This window comes from Candidatus Methanomethylophilaceae archaeon (genome assembly GCA_017524805.1).
Taxonomy (GTDB): Archaea; Thermoplasmatota; Thermoplasmata; order Methanomassiliicoccales; family Methanomethylophilaceae; genus Methanoprimaticola.
On record JAFXUX010000003.1, the window covers coordinates 45,115 to 63,832 of the forward strand.

Below are 18,718 nucleotides of genomic sequence, written 5' to 3' on the forward strand. Positions count from 1 at the left end.
TCACACATCCAAGTTCATGACCTCGTGGGCATGCTCGACGATGAATTCCCTTCTGGGCTCGACGTCGTCTCCCATGAGGACGGAGAACAGCTGATCGGCGATCATGCTGTCTTCGACCGTGACTTTCTTCATCATCCTGGTGTCCGGGTCCATGGTGGTGTCCCACAGCTGCTGGGGGTTCATCTCTCCCAGACCCTTGTACCTCGACACGTTGCATCCGGATCCCAGCTCGGCCATTGCCGCGGCCATTTCCTCGTCGTTATAGGCGTAGATCTGCTTCTTGCCCTTGTATACCCTGTACAGAGGCGGCATGGCGATGTATACGTGCCCGCCGTCTATCAGAGGCCTCATCTGCCTGTAGAAGAGCGTCAGCAGGAGCGTGCATATGTGCGCCCCGTCCACATCCGCATCGGTCATTATGACGACGTTGTGGTAGCGGATCTTGGAGACGTCGAAATCCTTCCCTATCCCGCCTCCGATGGCTATGGCAAGGTTCTTGATCTCCTCGTGGTCCAGAAGCTTGTCCGGCCTCGTCTTCTCCACGTTCAGAATCTTCCCCCTTATGGGAAGGATGGCTTGGAACGCGCGGTCCCTGCCCTGTTTGGCGCTCCCGCCTGCGGAATCTCCCTCCACGATGTACAGCTCGCATTTGGAAGGGTCCCTTTCGGAGCAATCCGCAAGCTTCCCGGGAAGGCTGGTGGTCTCCAGGACGCTCTTCCTTCTGGTGGCGTCCCTGGCCTTCCTGGCGGCCTCCCTGCCCTCATAGGCTGATATGGCCTTCTTCAGCACGATCTGAGCCACGGGAGGGTTCTCCAGAAGATACTCGGTCAGCTTCTCGGTCATCAGGCCTATGACGGCCCCCTGAGCGACGCTGCTGCCCAGCTTGGCCTTTGTCTGCCCTTCGAACTGGGGCTCGGCCATCTTGATGCTGACTATCGCCGTGAGTCCTTCGCGGACGTCCGACCCTTCCAGCGTGATGTCCTTGAGGATCCCGTTGGTCTTGCCGTAGTCGTTGATGCACTTCGTCAGCGCGGTCCTGAATCCGGTGAGATGGGTCCCTCCCTCCGGCGTGTAGATCGTGTTCACGAACGAGTCGATCTCCTCGTTGTATCCGTCTGTGTATTGCAGGGCGATGTCGATGTTGACCCCGTTCCTCTCGCCGGCGAAACGCATCGGGACCGGATGGATCGGAGTCTTTGATCTGTTGAGGTACTGGACGAACTCGGAGACCCCGCCATCGTAATGGAACCTCTCCTTCCTGCCGGTGCGCTTGTCCTCGAAATTCACGGTAGCCTCGCTGTTGAGGAAAGCCTGGTTGCGGAACCTGTTCTGAAGCGTGGTGTAATCGAACTCTACCGTCTCGAACATCTCGGCGTCCGGCCAGAACCTTATCTCCGTCCCGTGCCTGTCGGATTCTCCGATCGTCTCCACGGGACCGTCCGGCACGCCTATCTTGTAGGACTGCCTGAATATCTTGCCCTCGCGGTAAACGGTCGCAATGAGCTTGGACGACAGCGCGTTGACCACGGAAACACCGACTCCGTGCAGACCTCCGGAGACCTTGTAGCTGTTCTGGTTGAACTTCCCTCCGGCATGGAGATCCGTGAGGCACAGCTCCAGCGCGGATTTGCCTTCCTTGTGGTTGATTCCGGTCGGGATGCCTCTGCCGTCATCGGTGACGGTGATGGACCCATCTTCGTTGATGACAACGTCCACTTCGGTAGCGAACCCCGCCATGACCTCGTCAATGCCGTTGTCCACGACCTCATAGACCATGTGATGCAGGCCGCGCGAATCCGTGGAGCCTATGTACATTCCAGGCCTCTTCCTGACCGCTTCCAGCCCCTTCAATGCCACTATGCTGTCCGCATTGTACTCTTCGGAAGCGCCAGCGCTGTTCTCGTCGCCCATTGTATCCCTCGATGGTAAGCGTCGATACTATAATAAATATACGCGTGCGCGTGCGCGCAAATTATAAGTGACATGTGGACTGATCCGCAGACCTCGCCACAGATGCGCCCATCGCTCTGGCTGGTCGCAGGCATAGTATTATTTTGCGCTCGCCATTCCATCGGCAATGAGCACCATCATGGAAGAAGCCTGCAGAGGCGAGATCACGCCTCTGATGAGAAAGATCGCGGAGAACGAAGGGGTCAGCGCCGAATTCATAAGGAACGGGATAGCATCGGGACGCATCTGCGCGCCGCACAACCCCGTGCATGACGCCAAACCTGCCGCAATCGGCGAAGGGCTGTCCATCAAAGTGAACGTAAACCTTGGTACGTCCCGCGACATGGCCGACCTTGACGCCGAATTGAAGAAGCTGAAGGTCGCCATGAAATACGGGGCGGACGCGGTGATGGACCTGAGCACCGGAGGGGACATAGACGCGATAAGGAGGAAGATCATCTCCGAATGCCCCGTGATGATGGGGTCCGTCCCCATATATCAGACCGGAGTGATGGCCGCCAGAAAAAAGGCGATAGTCGAGATGACCGAGGACGACATATTCAACGGCATCGAGAAGCACGCCAAAGACGGGATGGACTTCATGACGGTCCATTGCGGGATAACCAAGGAAAGCGTGGGGTGGCTCAGCAAAAGCGGCAGAACGACGGACGTTGTGTCCAGAGGGGGATCGTTCCTCACCGCATGGATCCTTCACAACGGGGAAGAGAACCCCCTCTACAAGAATTTCGATTATCTTCTCGATCTCGCGAGGGAATACGAGTTCACGCTGTCCCTCGGAGACGGATTCAGGCCCGGATGCATAGACGACGCCTCCGACCAGGCGCAGATCTCTGAGCTGATGACTCTCGGCCACCTGGTTGTAAGGGCCAGAGAGGCTGGTGTGCAGAGCATGGTGGAAGGCCCTGGGCACGTTCCGCTGGACCAGGTGGCCATGAACATGCGCCTGGAGAAGAGGATGTGCCATGACGCCCCGTTTTACGTGCTGGGGCCGCTGGTGACCGACATAGCGCCCGGATACGACCACATAGTCGGAGCCATAGGCGGAGCGGTCGCCACCCAGAACGGAGCCGATTTCCTGTGCTACCTGACGCCGGCGGAGCACCTGTCCCTGCCGGATGCCGACGACGTCAAAGAGGGCGTCATAGCCTCGAAGATCGCGGCCCACGTCGGGGACCTCTGCAGGGGCATCGGAAGGGAGCGCGACACCAAGATGGCGAAGGCCAGGAAAGCGCTGGATTGGAACGCGATGTTCGACATCTGCATCGACGAGGAGAAGGCCAGAAGGTACAGATGCCGCGGGTGCACCGAGGAGAGCGAAGGATGCTCCATGTGCGGAGACATCTGCGCCATAAAGATCGTGGACACCTACATGAAAAAGGGCGGAAACTGAGGGCAGACAAGCCTGGACCGCAATACGGTTGGGAATGCAGAAAATGGAGCCACTGGAGGGGATCGAACCCCCGGCCTGCGGTTTACGAAACCGCCGCTATACCCCTAAGCCACAGTGGCCTCAGCTACTGCAAAGAATGATACTATAAAAACCGTGTTGCATGTCCATCATAGGCGATATGCTGGGAACATTTCCCTGAATACTACCGCATCCTTCTCTATCAGCGGCGACTCGCAGATGAACGTGCATTCCTGCTTGGAATCCTGGAGGATGTCGGCCAGAATCTGAAGGTCAGGTTCCTTCGTTTCCAGCGGCAGATGGGATATATCCCCTTTTTCGCCGTATTTTATGCAGCTGATATGGAAATGCGCGATATCTCCGCACAGTGGGAAGAATTGCCCTATCAGATCGCGCATGTCGGCCTCCGTCTTCAGGCATCCGCGCCCGCGGGCGTGCACATGCGCCACATCCAGCACCGGCCTCACGCCATCGACGGAATCCATGATCTTGCCGATTTCTTCAAGGGTCCCGAACTGCCCCAATTTTCCCATGGTCTCCACGCCGAGGATGACGTCTTTGATCCCCTCGTCGTCAAGGATGTCCTTGCACTTGGACAGGCCCTCTATGACCGACGGGAGGGCCGTCTCGGGCGATTTCCCATAAGAAGCGGCGTGTATCACTATCAGATATGCTCCGAGATGGTGGGCAGCCCTAGCGGTGCTGGTGACGTAGTCCACGCTCTTCTCCCTGGTCTCAGGGTTCTCGGAATTGAAGCTTATGAAATACGGCGCGTGGCAGCTTAGCCTTATATCCAGTTCCTTGGCTTTGGCGCCTATTTCATCGGCTCTCTCGGGCCTGATGCGTGCCCCGCGGACGAACTCCACCTCCAATGCGTCCAAACCTATGCTTCTGGTGTATTCCAACGACTTCTCCGGCGTCTTCCCAGCCGACGGATATCCTGCGGGCCCGAATCTCATGCGCTTCCTTAATGCGCTATCCATATAAAACAGGGGCAAGGAATCATATTGCGCTTCAACATAGTATTTCATTGGAAGTCGAAAGGAAAATCGGGGCGGACGGCCTGCCCCCGGTTTTGCCGGCATCAGGGGACCAAATAATGGAACCCGGAACCAGCCTCAAAGACCTTCCTGACCAGGTCCGCGGCCGTATTCTTGGCCTTGGCGCCGATGGCATCATGGAAGGCAATCTAGTAGAACGCGTTGCCGCCGATCTTCGACACGGACGTAACAATCTCGACGTGCTCCGGACGGGAGCAGTACGCAAACACGCTCACGCGGATGGTTTCCACGCCTTCGCACACGGTCAGCACCATGACGGCGATGTGGCCTCAGCCTCTTTGCAAAGTTTGCGGTGCACCTTATCTGGCCCCGGCATTTACAGCCTGTCGTCGCGTCCGCCGGATTGGGATCGGCCATTATTGCATTGCCATCGCTTTTGAAGATACATAACGGAACACGGTCTGCCGGGGCATCAGCGCCGCAGTTTCGCATCCGTTGCCATTCCGCGGAACGATCGGCCCGTCCGTTGATCCGTCCCGGGATAGCAGGAGCATTTGGGAGGCGGAGAGCCTGTCTGCGCCAGGAATTCCCTGTCAAGAAGCCCCGTTTTCCTGAATGTCCCGCACAGCTTGCACATCTCGACTGAGGGATCGGCGTTTTCCTCCGCGATTCTGCGGGCCGATTCCCGGATGGCTTCCATGAAAATGATGCCTGCCGGATCCTCGGGATCGAACTCCGGCCTGGTCCCCCTCTTCTTCCCGATGTATTGGGACACAGCAGCGTCGCTCATGCCGAACTTTCTGGCGACGTCCGCCTGGCTCATGCCGTGGGATCCTACGAGCTCCACCGCCAGCTCGCGGCGTATCATCGGCAAGGCATGCCATACGATGAGTTCGCATGGTATCTTCATCGTCAAATGAACCTGCCAACCGATATTTAACACCGCTCAGGCGCCGGGATTGAACTTGATGTATGATTCCGACACGCTCCAATCGTCATCCTCGCGCTGCCTCTCGGTCTCCAGGCTCACGCCGGATATCTCCGCGACGCTCTTGAGGATCGCCATGGCGCGGTCGGAGCCTTCGAATTCCTCGACTTTGACGCCGGTCGGGCAGACCTTGCCCTTGAACGATCCCACGGGGCGGGTCCCGCTGAATATCAGGCATTTTCCGGATGTGACCTCCCCCTTCAAAAGGGACCTGAGGTAGATGTGCAGATTGTCCTGGGTATTGAGGAGGAACGTATCCGTGAACGGCTCCGGATCTTTGCCGACGTCCTCGGCGATCATCCACCTCAGCGCGGGATCCCCCTCCAGGAAGAACCCTTTTTTTAGGAATCCCTCGTCCTCGAGGCTTCTGAGGGCGGCCCTGACCGTCGGCATCCTGACCGCCATGAACGACGACAGCTCCTCCGCCGAGAATACGCCGAAGAACCTGAAATGCATCTTCGCAATCTCTTTGGCCGCTTCGTACTGGCTCATGCCGTTGTTGGGGACCAGATTGTACAGGGAATCCCCGTCCTGATAAAGCACCGACGATTTCGACAGGAAATTCAGGGCTTCGGATGTTATGTCTATGGAGTATTGGGAGCGGTCGACTATCTCCCTCTTCGACACGGGCTGCCTGTCCTTGATCAGCCTGAAAATGTCCGAGGCCGGGCCTTCGATCTTGGCCGCTTTCTCCGCGCGGAAGATTGGGGCGCACTTCAGAGTGGTGAAGCCTAGGAAAGATGGCGAAAGAGTCATCTTCACGACGTCGCCCCTTTCCAAAAGCCTCTTCATGCCGGTCTTGTCAATGACGCGTGGGGTGAGCTCCTGGTCGTTGCGGATGTATCCGCGGGCGTCCATCGCCTCCGCGGCCGTGCGGAATCTGTCGGCCTTGGCGATGCGCTGCTTGCGGAATATGTAGCCAAGCATATCCTGCATGCTTATGGTCCAGGGGACGAAATCTCCCATCGCCCAGAACCCGTTGACGAAGCTGTAGCCGGCCTCTTTGAGAGCAGAGCGTTTTTCCTTATCCAATTCCGCGGCGTCGACACCCAGGATCTCTCTGATGCGGAGGATGTCGCAGCCTTTCATGCGGAAGTATCCCATCATATGCTCCAACGCGGCCAGAGCCTCAGGGAGCAGGTCTGGGGAATTCAGATCCATGGCGCGGATCTCCACGCACCCGGACATCTCCCACATCTCGACGGCGCCGCATACTGCGTTGCCCCTCACTATGGGATACACCCATCTGTCCCCGTAGCGCGAAGCTATCTCCGCCCATTTAGACCCGATGTCCGGATCGGAAAGGGCGATGACTTTCAGCGGGAGTTCGGGCATCGGCATCCTTTCGAGGTTTGGTATCTCGGACGACATAATCGCCATCTGGGACTGCCCCTCGCCCACGGTGATTATCTCCGCGCCGAGCTCCGGAATCAGCGCCTCTATAGTATCCAAAGGCACATCCACCAGATATCTCAGCGAGCTGACGGGGATCGGGCCGTATGCTTTGATCGCCCTCCCCAGAAGGTCCCGCGTGGGATCGCCGGATACCTCTGACGGGCGGTACACGGCATATACGTTCTCGGTTCCCCAATCCTCCCTCTCGTCGAAATCGCGTATGACCAGCAGTGAACGGTCCAGACGCATGACGGCGTCCTTCACCTCGCCTTTGTCCGCGCCCAGAGCGGCGGACAGCTGCCTCATCGTGGCCCTTCCCATGCCGTCGATCATGTTCAGGACGGCCAGGTCACCGGGCTGGATCTCCTCGCGCCTCAGAGCGGCGTACTTGTCGCCTTCCTCCTTCAGCACGTACCTTACCCTTCCCCTGACGAACCTGCCCAGAAGGAGCTCCCCGGATTTCCTCATGGAATGCCATTCGTTCAGGTCGAAGCCCCTCACTCTGTTGTACACGTCCATCTCGCTTCCGGCGCTGCCGTAGAAATCGAAATACGAGCGTATGTCCGGGAAATCGTTTCCTTTGGAGAGCCTATAACGCTCCACGGTGTCGTAATCGAACACGTTCTTCTTGCCGGAGCGGAGCCTCATGTGGTCCAGCTTCAGCATGTACTGGTCGTTCTCGGAGATCAGGAAGCGGCCCTTGGAGACTTCTCCTGAAGCCACCAGCGATTCCAGGGAAGCGAAGGCCTCGTCGTCCGGAAGCGAAAGCGCGAACGCGGCTTCCTGAACGGTCGCCGGCGAGAAGCAATCCAGATACCTCAGCATTATGCGGTCCACGGCGGCTTTGACCTCCACCTCAGGATATTCGGCGAGAGCGAAAGTCCATTTCCCGCGTCCGTCCACGTCTGTGCGGCGGACTTTGTACATGGACTCCAGCTTTCTCAGGCTCCTCAGGACGGCGTCTTCGCTGGCCTCCAGCGCCTCCGCGATCTCTGATATGGAAGAGCCTTCGCCGACCCTGGCCAGAACGTCCTCGTCCATATCCGTCAGGCGGCGCTCCTTGCGGGTGGCTGCCGCATAGTATGGGATCTCGGATGCGACCATGATGTGGACGTCGTCCATGTATACTGTGCCGATGGATCCGTCTCTGAGAAGCTCCCTCACCCAGCCGTCCACGACTTTCTTGTCTTCGTCGGTGTAAGTGTATACGTTGCGCCCGCGCTCGCGGATGGCTTGGAGAGGGCCGGTCCTCATCAGAAGCTTCGGGATGTCATCCTTGGAAGAGATGCGGGGCGCTTTCTGCGCGAAATACGGGATTATCTGGTCCTCAGTGAACTCGAACTCGCTCACGGAGTCGCCCAGCGCGCGATACAGGACTTTGCGGTGGAGCTCCCTGAGAAGTGCGGAACGGTCCTCCATCAGGACTATATCGGAGAAACCTGAGAGGATGGCGGAATGGGCGAACGGAGAAGGCGTCCCTCCATAGTGGATCAGCCTCAGACCCATCCTGCCGGAATCCAGGAGATTCAGAACGTATTCCGCGTTCCTGATGTCCATATCGTCCTCCATCACCTCGCGGTAAGTCTCCTCGATGACAGGGACGTCCTCCATATCCTCCAGCATCTCGAGGAGATAGCTGGACCGGACCTGCTGCCTGTTGACGGATATGGGCTTCCCCCTGTAATTGCGGAGGATCATGAAGCTGCGGGCGGCGGTGTGCCTGAACCTCAGCTTGAATATCTCGGAGTCTTTGAGGGATTTCCTGAGCACCTGCTCCAGCTCCGACGACCTTATCAGCCCCGGAATCAGTCCCATGTCGAATTTCCTGGGGCAGCCGAGCATGAAGCTGTCGTCGGATATCGTCACCGAGACGTTGGCGCCGATCATGGCGGTCATCCTGTACGCATATGCGCGGGACAGAGCGTCGTTCACCCTGCGGCCGAATGGGAAATGGAAGACCAGCTTCTGGTTGCCGGAAGGGTCTATGTACTCCTCCACGGCGAGGCAGTCGCAATCCGGGATGAAACCCGCGACGGCCTCCTGCTCCCTGAAATAAGATAGGATCGAACGGGCGGAACCTGCGTTGACGTCGAACTCCTCAGAGATCGATTTCACAGCCTTGGAATCGGGATCCTTGATGCGGGACGCCATCTCCTTCCTGAACATGGCTATGTCCATTGACAGATCGAAGCTGCGGGGAAGCATCTCGCCCGCCCAGGAAGGCACGGTGGGCTTCCTTCCGTTGGCCTCTTTGACGTAGGCCGTCATGCCTTTGGAGCGGACGAACTCGAACGAGCGGCCTCCCAGAACGAAGACATCCCTGGGCGACAGCCTCTCAACGAATTTCTCGGACAGCTCCCCGGCCATGGTCCCGTGGCTTGTGATGACCCTGTAATTCGCTTCCTCGGGGATCGTCCCCAAGTTCATAAAGTAGATCATGCGGGAGCCTTTCTTCTTCCCGAACTGCTTTTCTTCCTCGTCATACCATATCTTGGAATAGACGCCTTCAAAGTCGTCCTTGCTCCCCAGGTATCTGAGGACGCTGTCGAATTTCTCCCGGGGAAGGTTGCGATAGCAGTAGGAGCCTTTCACAAGGTTGTAGGCCTCATCGGTATCCCACCTCTTGTCCAGGCTCATTCCCACGACGGTCTGCGACAGCACATCCAGGCAATTCTCCGGTATGCCCACGCGGTCCACGTCGCTGCGATGGGCGGCGCGGCACAGCACGGCGCATTCCACCAGATCGTCAGGATCGAACACCAGAAGACGGCCTTTCGCGATCTTGCCGAAGCTGTGCCCGCTCCTTCCGATTCTTTGCAGCCCTTTCGCGACGGATTTCGGGGACCCGATCTGGCACACCAGATCCACGGAACCTATGTCTATCCCGAGCTCCAGAGAAGTGGAGGAAACCACGCATTTGATCTCCCCGCGCTTGAGGCGCTCCTCGACGTCCAGCCTTATCTCCTTCCCCAAGGAGCTGTGGTGGACCTCGATGTTGTCCAGTCCCCTCTCCTTCAGCTTGTATACGACGCTCTCCGCGCCTGAGCGGGTGTTCGTAAAGACCAGAGTCGTTTCGTGCTGGTCTATGAGCTCCTTCAGAGCGTCGTACATCATGGAATTCACGATGTCCGAAGATAGAGCGGTCATATCGTTCGCAGGGCATATGACCTTCAAATCCAGCTCCTTCTTGGAGCCGGACTCTATGAGCACAGCATCCCTGGAGGTGCCGTCCGGATTGCTTCCGACCAGATATCCTGCTATCTCCTCTATCGGAGCCAAAGTGGCGGACAGGCCTATGCGTGTGAACTCGCCGTCGCAATGTGCTCTCAGACGCTCCAGCGTGAGGGAAAGGAACGCGCCTCTCTTGGAATCGCATATGTCGTGGATCTCATCCAGAATGACCCATTCGACTTTCTTGAACGATTCCCTGAACTTCGGGGCCGCGAGAATCAGCGCCATGCTTTCCGGGGTAGTTATCAGAATGTGGGGCGGATGGCGGACCATCTTCTGCCTGTCGGTCTGGCTGGTGTCGCCGGATCTTACGGCCACCCTGATGTCCGGCACGTTCATGCCGTGGGCGGCGGCGACTTCCCTCATCTCCGCCAGAGGGGTGTTGAGATTGCGGTTGACGTCGTTGGCGAGGGCTTTGAGCGGGGATATGTAGATGCAATACACGCGCTCTTCCAGGGTCCCTTCCCTGGCGTAGCGGGTGAGTTCGTTGATGATGCTCGTGAATGCCGTGAGAGTCTTTCCCGAGCCGGTCGGTGACGAGACGAGAACGTTGCGGCGCTGATGAATGACCGGTATCGCCTTTGCCTGCGGTATCGTGAGATCATCGAACTTCTCGTTGAACCACGTTGAGATCAAAGGCTCCATCATACCCATGACTTCACCTTTGGTATAGGCCCTGTCTATTCTCTCGATCATCCGACCACAATCGCATAGCCTATGATTGGATGCAATATAAACATTATTGATTGCTCACAATTAACCGTAAATCCTCCGAAAACGTATTAGATTTCCATACCATGCAAGGTGGCATGAGACACTTGGCGTTTCCCGCTGCGACCGTTGCGATCGTGGTTTTGGCGGCGCTCTTGCCGTTCGCATCTTTTGCCGAAGGCGGCGGAGAAAGCGCCACTTTCATCGAGGGATACGTCTCCAGCGACATCAAAGGGGAGAATACCTTCCTCAAAAACGCCGAGATAACCGCTGTAAGCAGCAACGGAACCATATACAGGTCCACCACCGATTCCAAAGGCTTCTTCAGCCTCCCATGCCCAAAAGGAGAATATTCAATTTCGGTGGAATGCAAGGGGTTCAAGCAAGTGGATTTCGGGAATGTCTCCGCAGGCGGGCCTCCGCTTTATGTCACCCTCGACATGAGAAGCAGCGAAGCGATCTGGGGCATGGATACCCCGCACGCCCTGCAGGTCCTTGGGATAGTCATCCTTCTCATCATCGTCGGCGTCGGCATGGCCGTATTCCTGATATGCAAGAGAAAGAGAGCCAATGCCGCCACGGTCATCGGGCCCTTACCCGAAGAGAAAGGCAGCACCGAAGACTCGGACGACATCGGCTATGGCGAAGAGGATGGGGACGAATACGTCAAGAACGGGATCAATTACCCCTGACCAGGGACTCCGAGACCCTCTTGTAAAGGCTGTTCCCTTCCGCGTCCATGGCGACGATGAGAGGGCCGAACCTATCCGTTTCGAAGCGCCACATGGCTTCCGCCATCCCTAAGTCGAGCCATTCCACGCCGGAGCATCTTTTGAGCCCTTCCGCGTACGATATCGCTACCCCGCCGGTGGCAGCCAGATATACGCAGCCGACTTCCTTCATGGCTTCTGCGACCCCGTCTGACATCCCGCCCTTGCCTATGATGGCGCGGATATGGAATCTGCGGATCATCTCGGGCTCCAGCTTGTTCATCCTGGCGGAGGTGGTGGGCCCTGCTGCCAAGACCTTCCATTCTCCGGCGTCGTTCTTGGCCATTATCGGACCGCAATGGAACAGGGTGGCGCCTTCCAACCCCTGAGGCAGAGGCTTGCCTTCCTTTGCGTATTCCAGGGCGCGGATGTGCATCTCGTCGCGGCCGGTTATGACGGAACCGAAGAGATACACGGTGTCCCCGAGCTTCAGCGATCTTGCATCAGTTTCTGTGAGAGGGGCGGTGAACGACCTCATAATATGGCCCCCTGAGAATAGTGGACACCGTTCTCTGTTATCCTGGCGGAGGCGCGGCGGGTCGCCCAGCATCCGATGTTGACGGCAACTGGAAGGCTGGCCGTGTGGCAGTAAGCTTTCTTCGCCTTCACCGCGAACGACGTCGTCGATCCGCCCAATCCCATCGGCCCGAGACCGGAGGAATTGAGCGCCGTGAACAGATCCTCCTCCAGCTTCGCCAGATCCGGGTCTGGATTCTCCGAATCTATCGGAGCGAGAAGAGCCTCCTTGGCCATCTCCACGCATCTGTCGGATGTCCCGCCTATGCCGACTCCGACTATGGTCGGGGGGCAGGGCCTTCCGCCCGCGTCGAGAACGGCGTCGATGACGAATCTTTTCACGCCTTCGATCCCATCGGAGGGGTTCAGCATCGCCAGGCGGGTCATGTTCTCCGAGCCGGCCCCTTTCGGGAGGACGGTGATCTCGGTGAACTCGTCGTCGGTCGGCATGTAATGGATTATGGGCATGCCCAGCCCGAGATTGTCGCCGCTGTTCTCGCGGGTGATGGGATCGACAGCGTTGGGCCTCAGCGGGATCGACTTGGTCGCCCTCCGCACCCCGTTGGCAATGTCCTTGGCTATCGAGGAATCGAACTTCCCTCTGACATAGAACACCGGAATCCCGGTGTCCTGGCACATGGGAAGCCCCAGATGCTCGGCTTTCTTAGCGTTCTCCATTATGGCGCCGAGCTGAATGCTGGCTATCTCCCCAGATTCCCATCCGGCGGCGGCTTCGAGCGCCCAGCCGATGTCCATCGGGAGCTTTGTGTTGGCCAAGCGGAGAAGGTTGACGACGACGTCCTCCACCGGCTCTGGCAGTCTCATCATGCCCCTTGGATAGGAGGACGCCGTTAAAAACTGTGCTCACGGGACCAGATAAAGCACGTCGTCTATGGGCACCACATGCACCGTGTCCGGGGCTTCATATCCCTCCGGGACCTTCAGATCCACGGCGGAATAATTGTCGGGATGCATGATCTGAATCTCGCGCCCGGAACGGCTTATGACCGTCGCTTCCTTGAGATTCCCGGCTTTCTCGTACAGCTTCAGCGATGGGATGTCCGCCTTCCTGACCGCTTTCTCCCTGAAATCGAAGAGGTCCAACGCACGGCCGCCGTAAGACGATATGCGAAGCAGCTTGCAGTATCTCCCTCCGGAGATCACCACGTCGCCCACATGGTATTCCGGCAGGCGCACAAGGTATGTCAGGCGGTACATGTCCTGGCCGTCGGCGGTCTGCCCCACCAGCTTCGGGGATTCCTTGGTCTCGGCGCAATAGGTTTCTCCCAGCTCTTTCATCAGGGATTTCCCCAGGGATATGGATGATAGGTAGACGTCGACGCCTCCCGTGACCAGCTCCGTCTTGGTTATGAAAAGCTGCTTGTTGTTCTCCGCCTGCTTGGCCACCGACTTCTCCACCGCGGTCAGAACCTCGTTCCTCAGCTCCGGGCTGAGATCTTTGGAGCCTGCCCTGATCTGGAGTATCGAAGTGTAATAGCTTCCGAGCTTCCTGGAGCAGGGCTTGCACACGCCTTTCTTGATGCGGACTATGACGGATGCCGTGTCGGTCGTCACGTAGCCCATTATGTCGAGCACGGATTGCAGCGTCACTTCGTACACGAAAGGATCCTTCTTGGACACAAGGATGTCCCCGTCCACGACTTCCGCGCCCTCTATTATCCTTATGGCGCTCTGGGCTGCTTTGGCGACGGCGTCCTCTACCTTCATCCCGTACCATCTTTCGTTGAAGCAGAACTCCCCGCAGTTCGCGCAGACCTTCAGGTCCACGTGGTGCGGCATCGTCGACAGCTTCCTTCCGTCGAGCCAGCAGCTTACGCACATGCCCTCGAGAGATTCCGCGCAATCGCGGCCGCATTTCACGCAGAAATTCACATCATCACGACCATCAGATATTTGACGCCGCAGATCTCGAACGCTTGGTCCGAAGTTGCGTACCCTTCCCTGACCGCCAATTCCACGGCGCGGTTGCCTATCAGATTCATGGAACCGGCCGATCTCATCCATTCGGCCAGCTCATTCTCTTCGATGGCCGCGCCGCTGTAGAAGGCTTCGCTGACCGCGATCCTGCGGCCCCCTTCCTTCAGGGACCTGCCAAGAAGCTCGTCGTCGCACGCGGCGAGGATCGTGTCCCCGCCCATCATATGCATCCTTGCGTACGTATTATCCCCTCAGGCAATTTTGAATTCCTTGGTCCCGAAGATCTCGCCTGCGTCATGGAGCTGCTTGACGATCTTCTCCACTTCGCTGGGCGACAGCCCCTCGTGCCCGCACTTGGCGACGATGTCCTCCAGGACGATGCCGGCCTCGCCCGCGGATTTGATTATGCGCTTGACGATGCCTCTCTTGTCCAGCTTGACCTTGTTCTTGTCGGTGTCGACTATGCCCATGTCGAAAGACCCGTCCTCGGTCCCGGCGATGCCCCTCAGATAATGCTCGACGAGATCTACCGCACGGTTCGCGTCCAGGTCGGTCACTTTGTTGCTCAGCCTCATCTTGGCGGACGCCTCCGAAAGGCGCACGAAAGCCTCCAGCTGCCTGGCGGTTATCGGCACGGAATCCTCCTTGGCGGTCTTCCTGATCTGAAGGTAGCTGTCCTCTATGATTTTGTACGCGTCCTCGGTCATCACCGGCACGATGCGCTTGGAATACGCGACATATTTCCTCAGGATCTCGACGTCATAGATCGGCTTGATGTTGTTGGTCCTCTCGATGATGCCTGCGATGTCAACCCCCTCTATGCGGGAGTCCTCCGAGATCTGGCGGGCCTGACCGCGCTGATGGGCAGACAGGATGTGCTCAGTGATCTTCTTGTCTCTGGTGACTTCCGGCTTGTCCCTGAGGACGAATATGAGATCGAAACGGGACATGAGCGCCGGAGGCAGATTGATCTGGTCGTAAATGGAGGCACCCTCGTCGAACCTCCCGAATTTCGGGTTGGCCGCGGCCAGCATCGAGCACCTGCACTGCAGAGTCGCTGTGATTCCTGCCTTAGCCACAGAAATCTTCTGGGATTCCATTGCTTCGTGGAGGGACGAACGGTCCTGGTCGGTCATCTTGTCCAGCTCATCGATGCATGCCAGACCTTTGTCCGCGAGGACCAGCGCACCGGCCTCCAGTGTCCATCTCCCGTCGCCGAAATCGTCTCTCACGGCCGCCGCGGTCAGACCCGCCGCAGAAGCGGATTTCCCTGAGGCGTAGATCCCTCTGGGCGCGAGCATGCTCATATATCTGAGAAGCTGGGACTTGGCGACACCGGGGTCCCCTATCAAAAGAATGTGCATGTCACCCCTGATCACGGTCCCGTCGTCCAAAGTCTTGTGGGAACCACCGAACAGCTGCAAGGCGATCGCGCCCTTGACCTCCTCCAAGCCGTTGATCGTCGGCGAGATGGACTGGACGATGTTGTTGAAGAGATCCTTGTCCCTGGACATCTCCATTATCCTCTCCTCATCCTCCGCGGTTATCTGGATCTCATCGTATTCGTGCTGCTCGAATTCCACCGCGAGCACATCGAGGAATGTATCGAAAACTGTCGTCTTGTCCCTGTCAGACTTCTCGACCGCCCTCAGAATCCCGACCAGCGTGATGCGGTTCCCTGCCGTGACCTGCCCGGCGATGTCGTCCTCGACGTATCCGGTTATCCTTTCGGGTTGGGCGCCGCCTCTGAGTCCCTCCGGGCTCTCCTGGATCTCTATCTTCTGTGTGTCGGTGTATACGGACGCGTTCTGGTCCAGGATGAACCTGACCGCCTGCTTGTTGCATCCGCCCTCGGGGTTGGAGCACATCACAGGCTCCCTCAGGATCATGCCGGTCTCCTCGACCCATGTCTCCGCCCCGCATCTGGCGCATCTGAACAGCGCGTGGGTCAGGCGCGGCTTCACGGCCGTGACTTTCCTGGCCAAGCCTTCGACGGCAACCAATTTGAGGAGATGCTCCGACCTGAGATTCCTGATCTCCACGGTGGCGTCGCGGGGGAGATTGCGTATCCTGACGTTGATGACATCCCCCGGGCGGTTGACGTTGGGCACCAGGGACATGACGGTCTTCCTGGCCAGGCTGAGGCATCTGTCAGGGTAATCGAGCATGAACATGGCGAAATCCACGTTGTACGCGTTTATGTCGGCGTAATCGACGTTCAGGCTCTTGGGATCCGGATATTTGTTTGCTATCTCCGCGATGGCTATGCGGTATTCGTCCTTGGAGAAGACCTCCGACCATGCCAGCTCTATCTCGCTGTCCTGGAAATTCATAGCCATGCTCAGACCTCCTGGGAACGGCATTCCTCATCCGCCCACCATATCCATCCGCCGCGTTCCATGGATATCGCCCCTTTGATACGGCCTTCCCTGCGGTATTTCGAGAGGGTCTTAGCCAAATCGTCGGGACACCTGTAACTGAACAGATGCTCGAGCCTATCGGTGGCTTCTCTGGTCGTCAGCATATCGTTTCCCAGAGCCTCCCATATCATCCGCAAAAGGTCGTCCTCCGCCATATGTCAGGTCATTAACCAAAGGAAGTATAAATCCAGTCGCTACGGTTTCGTTACACCGTCAAATCCGATCGAAAAACGCGGAGACGATTGTGAAAGCATATATTGCAGGCAACAAATGAGCAGGCGTGTATGGGTCCGGGGAACGCGCTGGCGCCTTGGCGGCTCTTGCCGCGGGTATTATATGGGGATTTCTGGGCCCTTTCGTTCGCGGATGCGCTTCCATCGGCATCACGCCCATGCAAATGACCTGCCTGCGCTACATTATCGTGGCGCTCATCATGGCGCCCATAATGTGGCACGGATTCCGCGGAAAACCGACCCCATCGCGGAGATCCGCCATTCTGATCGCGATCATGGCCATAATCGGCATATCCGCGAATTCCACGCTGTATTTCGAGTCGATGACTCTGATTTCGCTGTCGATGTCTACGGTGCTTCAATACCTAGCCCCGTTCATCGTCGTCGCAGTATCCGTTCCGCTGTTCGGCGAGAGCCTCACCAAAACGAAAGCCGCCGCCGTCATCGTGGCGTTCCTGGGATGCGTCCTGTGCGCGAATCTCATATCGGACCCGGGATCGATGGATCCCATCGGAATCTTGTGCGGAGCCGTGTCTGGATTCTGCTTCGCAACGTACACGATATGCTCCAAAGATCTGTCGGAGAACGGAGTATCTGCGACGGAGATCCTGTTCTACGGCTCTCTGGTTGCGATAGCCGGTTTGGCGCCTTTCTGCGACCTCCCGTCCGCCTTCTCCACCGTATCGGCCGACCTCGGCAACCTGGCCCTGATAGTTGCCCTCGGAATTTTCATGACCCTGCTGCCTTTCGCGCTGTTCAACTGGTCGCTGAAAAGAATAGAAGCCGGAAAAACATCGGTGATAACTTTCGCCGAACCCATGACCGCGACCGCACTCGGCCTGATCCTTTACGGCGAAGACATAACCCTTGAGACCGCGGCGGGGCTGGCGATGATACTGATCGCGCTGATGCTCGTGGGCAGGGAGAAATCCAAAGATAGCCTCGTTCGCCGATCACAGAACGGATATATTCTTCCTGGATGGCGACGACTTCGGAGCTGTCCTTGGCTTTGGAGTAATCCTCTAGCATGGCTCCGTTCAGCCTGAGGAATTCCGGGGCCCAATTGAACCTCCCCAAAAAGGAATCGGCCTGCTCCTTCTCGCCGAGGATGTAAAGCGCCGCCATTACCGCCTCGGCGCTGTTGAGCTCCATGGGCCTCCCCCAATTGATAGGATTGGAAGCCAGAAGATAGGGCAGGGCGCGTTCCTCCACCCTTTTCAGACGCGGGAACTCGTCGATGTTGGTCCAAGTCAGGTCCATCACGACCAAACCGCGGCGGGCATGGGGCAAATCAGCCGGAGACATAGCCCTCTCCGCGAACGGGGAGAGCACAATGGAACCCGGCGGTATGGCCCCGAGCGTCTTGGCCTCCTTGCCCAGCCCGAACTTCAGCATCCGCTTGACGGTGCACTTTTTGGGGTCGCATTGGCATTTGTCGTAGATGATTACCGGTATCATCGGCTGAGCTGCGCCTTCAAAACGTTTGGATCGCTCATGTTTGTTTTGACCCAGTTCCTGACCTCTTCCATGGACTTGTAATACTCGTCATAGAGTTCGGCGTCGTCGGTGGCGGCGAAATCGGGTCTGGCCCTCATATCGACCAGCATCTGCCTGCCCTGCCAGGGGGTCCTCGGAGCCCACTCCTCGTAAGTGGCCTTATCCATGTATACGACCGCATCGTACTCCTGGTCCTTCCTGAGATATTCCTCGTCCTTGAAGTCCTTGGAGACCTGCCTCCTTATGTCCACCCCGTTCTGGTACAGGACGGAGATCATCTCGCAGTCGATCGCGTCTTTCTCGGGGCCTGCGCTGTAGACATCGTAAAGATCGGGGAACATCTCCCTGGCGAAATGCTCCGCGACCTGAGAGACGAAATCGTTCTTCCGATCGATGAACAGCACGCGCACCTTGGTCTGGGCCTGCTTCTTTGACATGATACCGCCTACTGCCGCTCCGATGCATCGGACCATAGATAACGATTGGCCCGTGACTGTGTCTGAATTTCTCGTTTTTGTAGGTATATCATTCGGCCTTCTGGCCCTCTTTCGCAGTTTCGATGGCGCTTTGAGGGATGTATTGGGATGCGGGCAGCGTCTGCCTCTCGTCGGGCTTCTGGATCCTCAGCGCGCTGAGGAA

General features: G+C 57.8%; 14 protein-coding genes, 1 tRNA gene and 1 pseudogene. 3 read left to right on the forward strand and 13 right to left on the reverse strand.

Annotated elements, in window-relative coordinates; translation table 11 throughout:
* Nucleotides 1–1,911 (reverse strand): DNA topoisomerase (ATP-hydrolyzing) subunit B, encoded by a 1,911-nt coding sequence (gene gyrB, locus IKP20_00345; GenBank protein ID MBR4503430.1) that lies wholly within the window; start codon nucleotides 1,909–1,911, stop codon nucleotides 1–3.
* Between the two features lie 166 nt (nucleotides 1,912–2,077).
* On the opposite strand from gyrB, the gene thiC reads away from it, so the two are divergent.
* Entirely contained in the window at nucleotides 2,078–3,361 is a 1,284-nt protein-coding gene (thiC, locus tag IKP20_00350) for a phosphomethylpyrimidine synthase ThiC (GenBank protein MBR4503431.1), read from the forward strand.
* A gap of 44 nt (nucleotides 3,362–3,405) precedes the next feature.
* Here thiC and IKP20_00355 read toward each other — a convergent pair.
* From IKP20_00355 to IKP20_00370, 4 genes are all read right to left on the reverse strand, one after another.
* Nucleotides 3,406–3,480 (reverse strand) — tRNA-Thr (locus IKP20_00355).
* Between the two features lie 48 nt (nucleotides 3,481–3,528).
* The gene (locus IKP20_00360) at nucleotides 3,529–4,338 is read right to left on the reverse strand and encodes a TIM barrel protein (GenBank protein ID MBR4503432.1); all 810 of its coding nucleotides are present in this window, start codon (nucleotides 4,336–4,338) and stop codon (nucleotides 3,529–3,531) included.
* A 514-nt stretch (nucleotides 4,339–4,852) separates the two neighbouring features.
* Nucleotides 4,853–5,290 (reverse strand): transcriptional regulator, encoded by a 438-nt coding sequence (locus IKP20_00365; GenBank protein MBR4503433.1) that lies wholly within the window; start codon nucleotides 5,288–5,290, stop codon nucleotides 4,853–4,855.
* A 36-nt stretch (nucleotides 5,291–5,326) separates the two neighbouring features.
* Entirely contained in the window at nucleotides 5,327–10,690 is a 5,364-nt protein-coding gene (locus IKP20_00370) for an ATP-dependent helicase (protein MBR4503434.1), read from the reverse strand.
* A 113-nt stretch (nucleotides 10,691–10,803) separates the two neighbouring features.
* Between IKP20_00370 and IKP20_00375 the strand changes: the two genes are divergently transcribed.
* Nucleotides 10,804–11,397, forward strand: a complete 594-nt coding sequence (locus IKP20_00375; GenBank protein ID MBR4503435.1) for a carboxypeptidase regulatory-like domain-containing protein — start codon at nucleotides 10,804–10,806, stop codon at nucleotides 11,395–11,397.
* Here the strand turns inward: IKP20_00375 and IKP20_00380 are convergent.
* Genes IKP20_00380 through IKP20_00405 form a run of 6 tightly spaced genes read right to left on the reverse strand, consistent with a single transcriptional unit; the run spans nucleotide 11,384 to nucleotide 16,504 of the window.
* The gene (locus tag IKP20_00380) at nucleotides 11,384–11,953 is read right to left on the reverse strand and encodes a fumarate hydratase C-terminal domain-containing protein (protein MBR4503436.1); all 570 of its coding nucleotides are present in this window, start codon (nucleotides 11,951–11,953) and stop codon (nucleotides 11,384–11,386) included. The two genes, IKP20_00375 and IKP20_00380, sit on opposite strands and share 14 nt — an antisense overlap.
* The gene (locus IKP20_00385; protein ID MBR4503437.1) at nucleotides 11,950–12,819 is read right to left on the reverse strand and encodes a fumarate hydratase; all 870 of its coding nucleotides are present in this window, start codon (nucleotides 12,817–12,819) and stop codon (nucleotides 11,950–11,952) included. Before IKP20_00385 ends, IKP20_00380 begins: the two co-directional genes overlap by 4 nt.
* A gap of 36 nt (nucleotides 12,820–12,855) precedes the next feature.
* Nucleotides 12,856–13,884, reverse strand: coding sequence for a hypothetical protein (locus IKP20_00390; GenBank protein MBR4503438.1), 1,029 nt, complete (start codon nucleotides 13,882–13,884; stop codon nucleotides 12,856–12,858).
* Entirely contained in the window at nucleotides 13,881–14,150 is a 270-nt protein-coding gene (locus IKP20_00395; protein MBR4503439.1) for a DUF424 family protein, read from the reverse strand. The genes IKP20_00390 and IKP20_00395 overlap by 4 nt, the downstream gene beginning before the upstream one ends.
* Before the next feature lie 30 nt (nucleotides 14,151–14,180).
* A complete protein-coding gene (locus IKP20_00400; protein ID MBR4503440.1) occupies nucleotides 14,181–16,262 on the reverse strand; it encodes a minichromosome maintenance protein MCM in 2,082 nt (693 codons plus the stop codon).
* Nucleotides 16,263–16,270: 8 nt separating this feature from the next.
* Nucleotides 16,271–16,504, reverse strand: coding sequence for a hypothetical protein (locus tag IKP20_00405; protein ID MBR4503441.1), 234 nt, complete (start codon nucleotides 16,502–16,504; stop codon nucleotides 16,271–16,273).
* Between the two features lie 125 nt (nucleotides 16,505–16,629).
* Here IKP20_00405 and IKP20_00410 point away from each other — a divergent pair, with 125 nt between their 5' ends.
* Nucleotides 16,630–17,628 carry a DMT family transporter gene (locus IKP20_00410; protein ID MBR4503442.1) on the forward strand — a complete coding sequence of 333 codons (999 nt, stop codon included), beginning with the start codon at nucleotides 16,630–16,632 and terminating at the stop codon, nucleotides 17,626–17,628.
* Here the strand turns inward: IKP20_00410 and IKP20_00415 are convergent.
* A pseudogene (locus IKP20_00415) lies at nucleotides 17,531–18,040 on the reverse strand (DUF367 family protein). The gene IKP20_00410 and the pseudogene IKP20_00415 sit on opposite strands and share 98 nt — an antisense overlap.
* Entirely contained in the window at nucleotides 18,037–18,516 is a 480-nt protein-coding gene (locus tag IKP20_00420; GenBank protein MBR4503443.1) for a hypothetical protein, read from the reverse strand. Before IKP20_00420 ends, IKP20_00415 begins: the two are co-directional and overlap by 4 nt.
* Between the last annotated feature and the right edge of the window lie 202 nt (nucleotides 18,517–18,718).

What these genes read in the sequence shown, in the direction of transcription:
- gyrB (MBR4503430.1), bottom strand. Translation starts at nt 1,911, where the DNA reads ATGGGCGACGAGAACAGCGCTGGCGCTTCCGAAGAGTACAATGCGGAC.
- thiC (MBR4503431.1), top strand. Translation starts at nt 2,078, where the DNA reads ATGAGCACCATCATGGAAGAAGCCTGCAGAGGCGAGATCACGCCTCTG.
- IKP20_00360 (MBR4503432.1), bottom strand. Translation starts at nt 4,338, where the DNA reads ATGAGATTCGGGCCCGCAGGATATCCGTCGGCTGGGAAGACGCCGGAG.
- IKP20_00365 (MBR4503433.1), bottom strand. Translation starts at nt 5,290, where the DNA reads ATGAAGATACCATGCGAACTCATCGTATGGCATGCCTTGCCGATGATA.
- IKP20_00370 (MBR4503434.1), bottom strand. Translation starts at nt 10,690, where the DNA reads ATGATCGAGAGAATAGACAGGGCCTATACCAAAGGTGAAGTCATGGGT.
- IKP20_00375 (MBR4503435.1), top strand. Translation starts at nt 10,804, where the DNA reads ATGAGACACTTGGCGTTTCCCGCTGCGACCGTTGCGATCGTGGTTTTG.
- IKP20_00380 (MBR4503436.1), bottom strand. Translation starts at nt 11,953, where the DNA reads ATGAGGTCGTTCACCGCCCCTCTCACAGAAACTGATGCAAGATCGCTG.
- IKP20_00385 (MBR4503437.1), bottom strand. Translation starts at nt 12,819, where the DNA reads ATGATGAGACTGCCAGAGCCGGTGGAGGACGTCGTCGTCAACCTTCTC.
- IKP20_00395 (MBR4503439.1), bottom strand. Translation starts at nt 14,150, where the DNA reads ATGGGCGGGGACACGATCCTCGCCGCGTGCGACGACGAGCTTCTTGGC.
- IKP20_00400 (MBR4503440.1), bottom strand. Translation starts at nt 16,262, where the DNA reads ATGAATTTCCAGGACAGCGAGATAGAGCTGGCATGGTCGGAGGTCTTC.
- IKP20_00405 (MBR4503441.1), bottom strand. Translation starts at nt 16,504, where the DNA reads ATGGCGGAGGACGACCTTTTGCGGATGATATGGGAGGCTCTGGGAAAC.
- IKP20_00420 (MBR4503443.1), bottom strand. Translation starts at nt 18,516, where the DNA reads ATGTCAAAGAAGCAGGCCCAGACCAAGGTGCGCGTGCTGTTCATCGAT.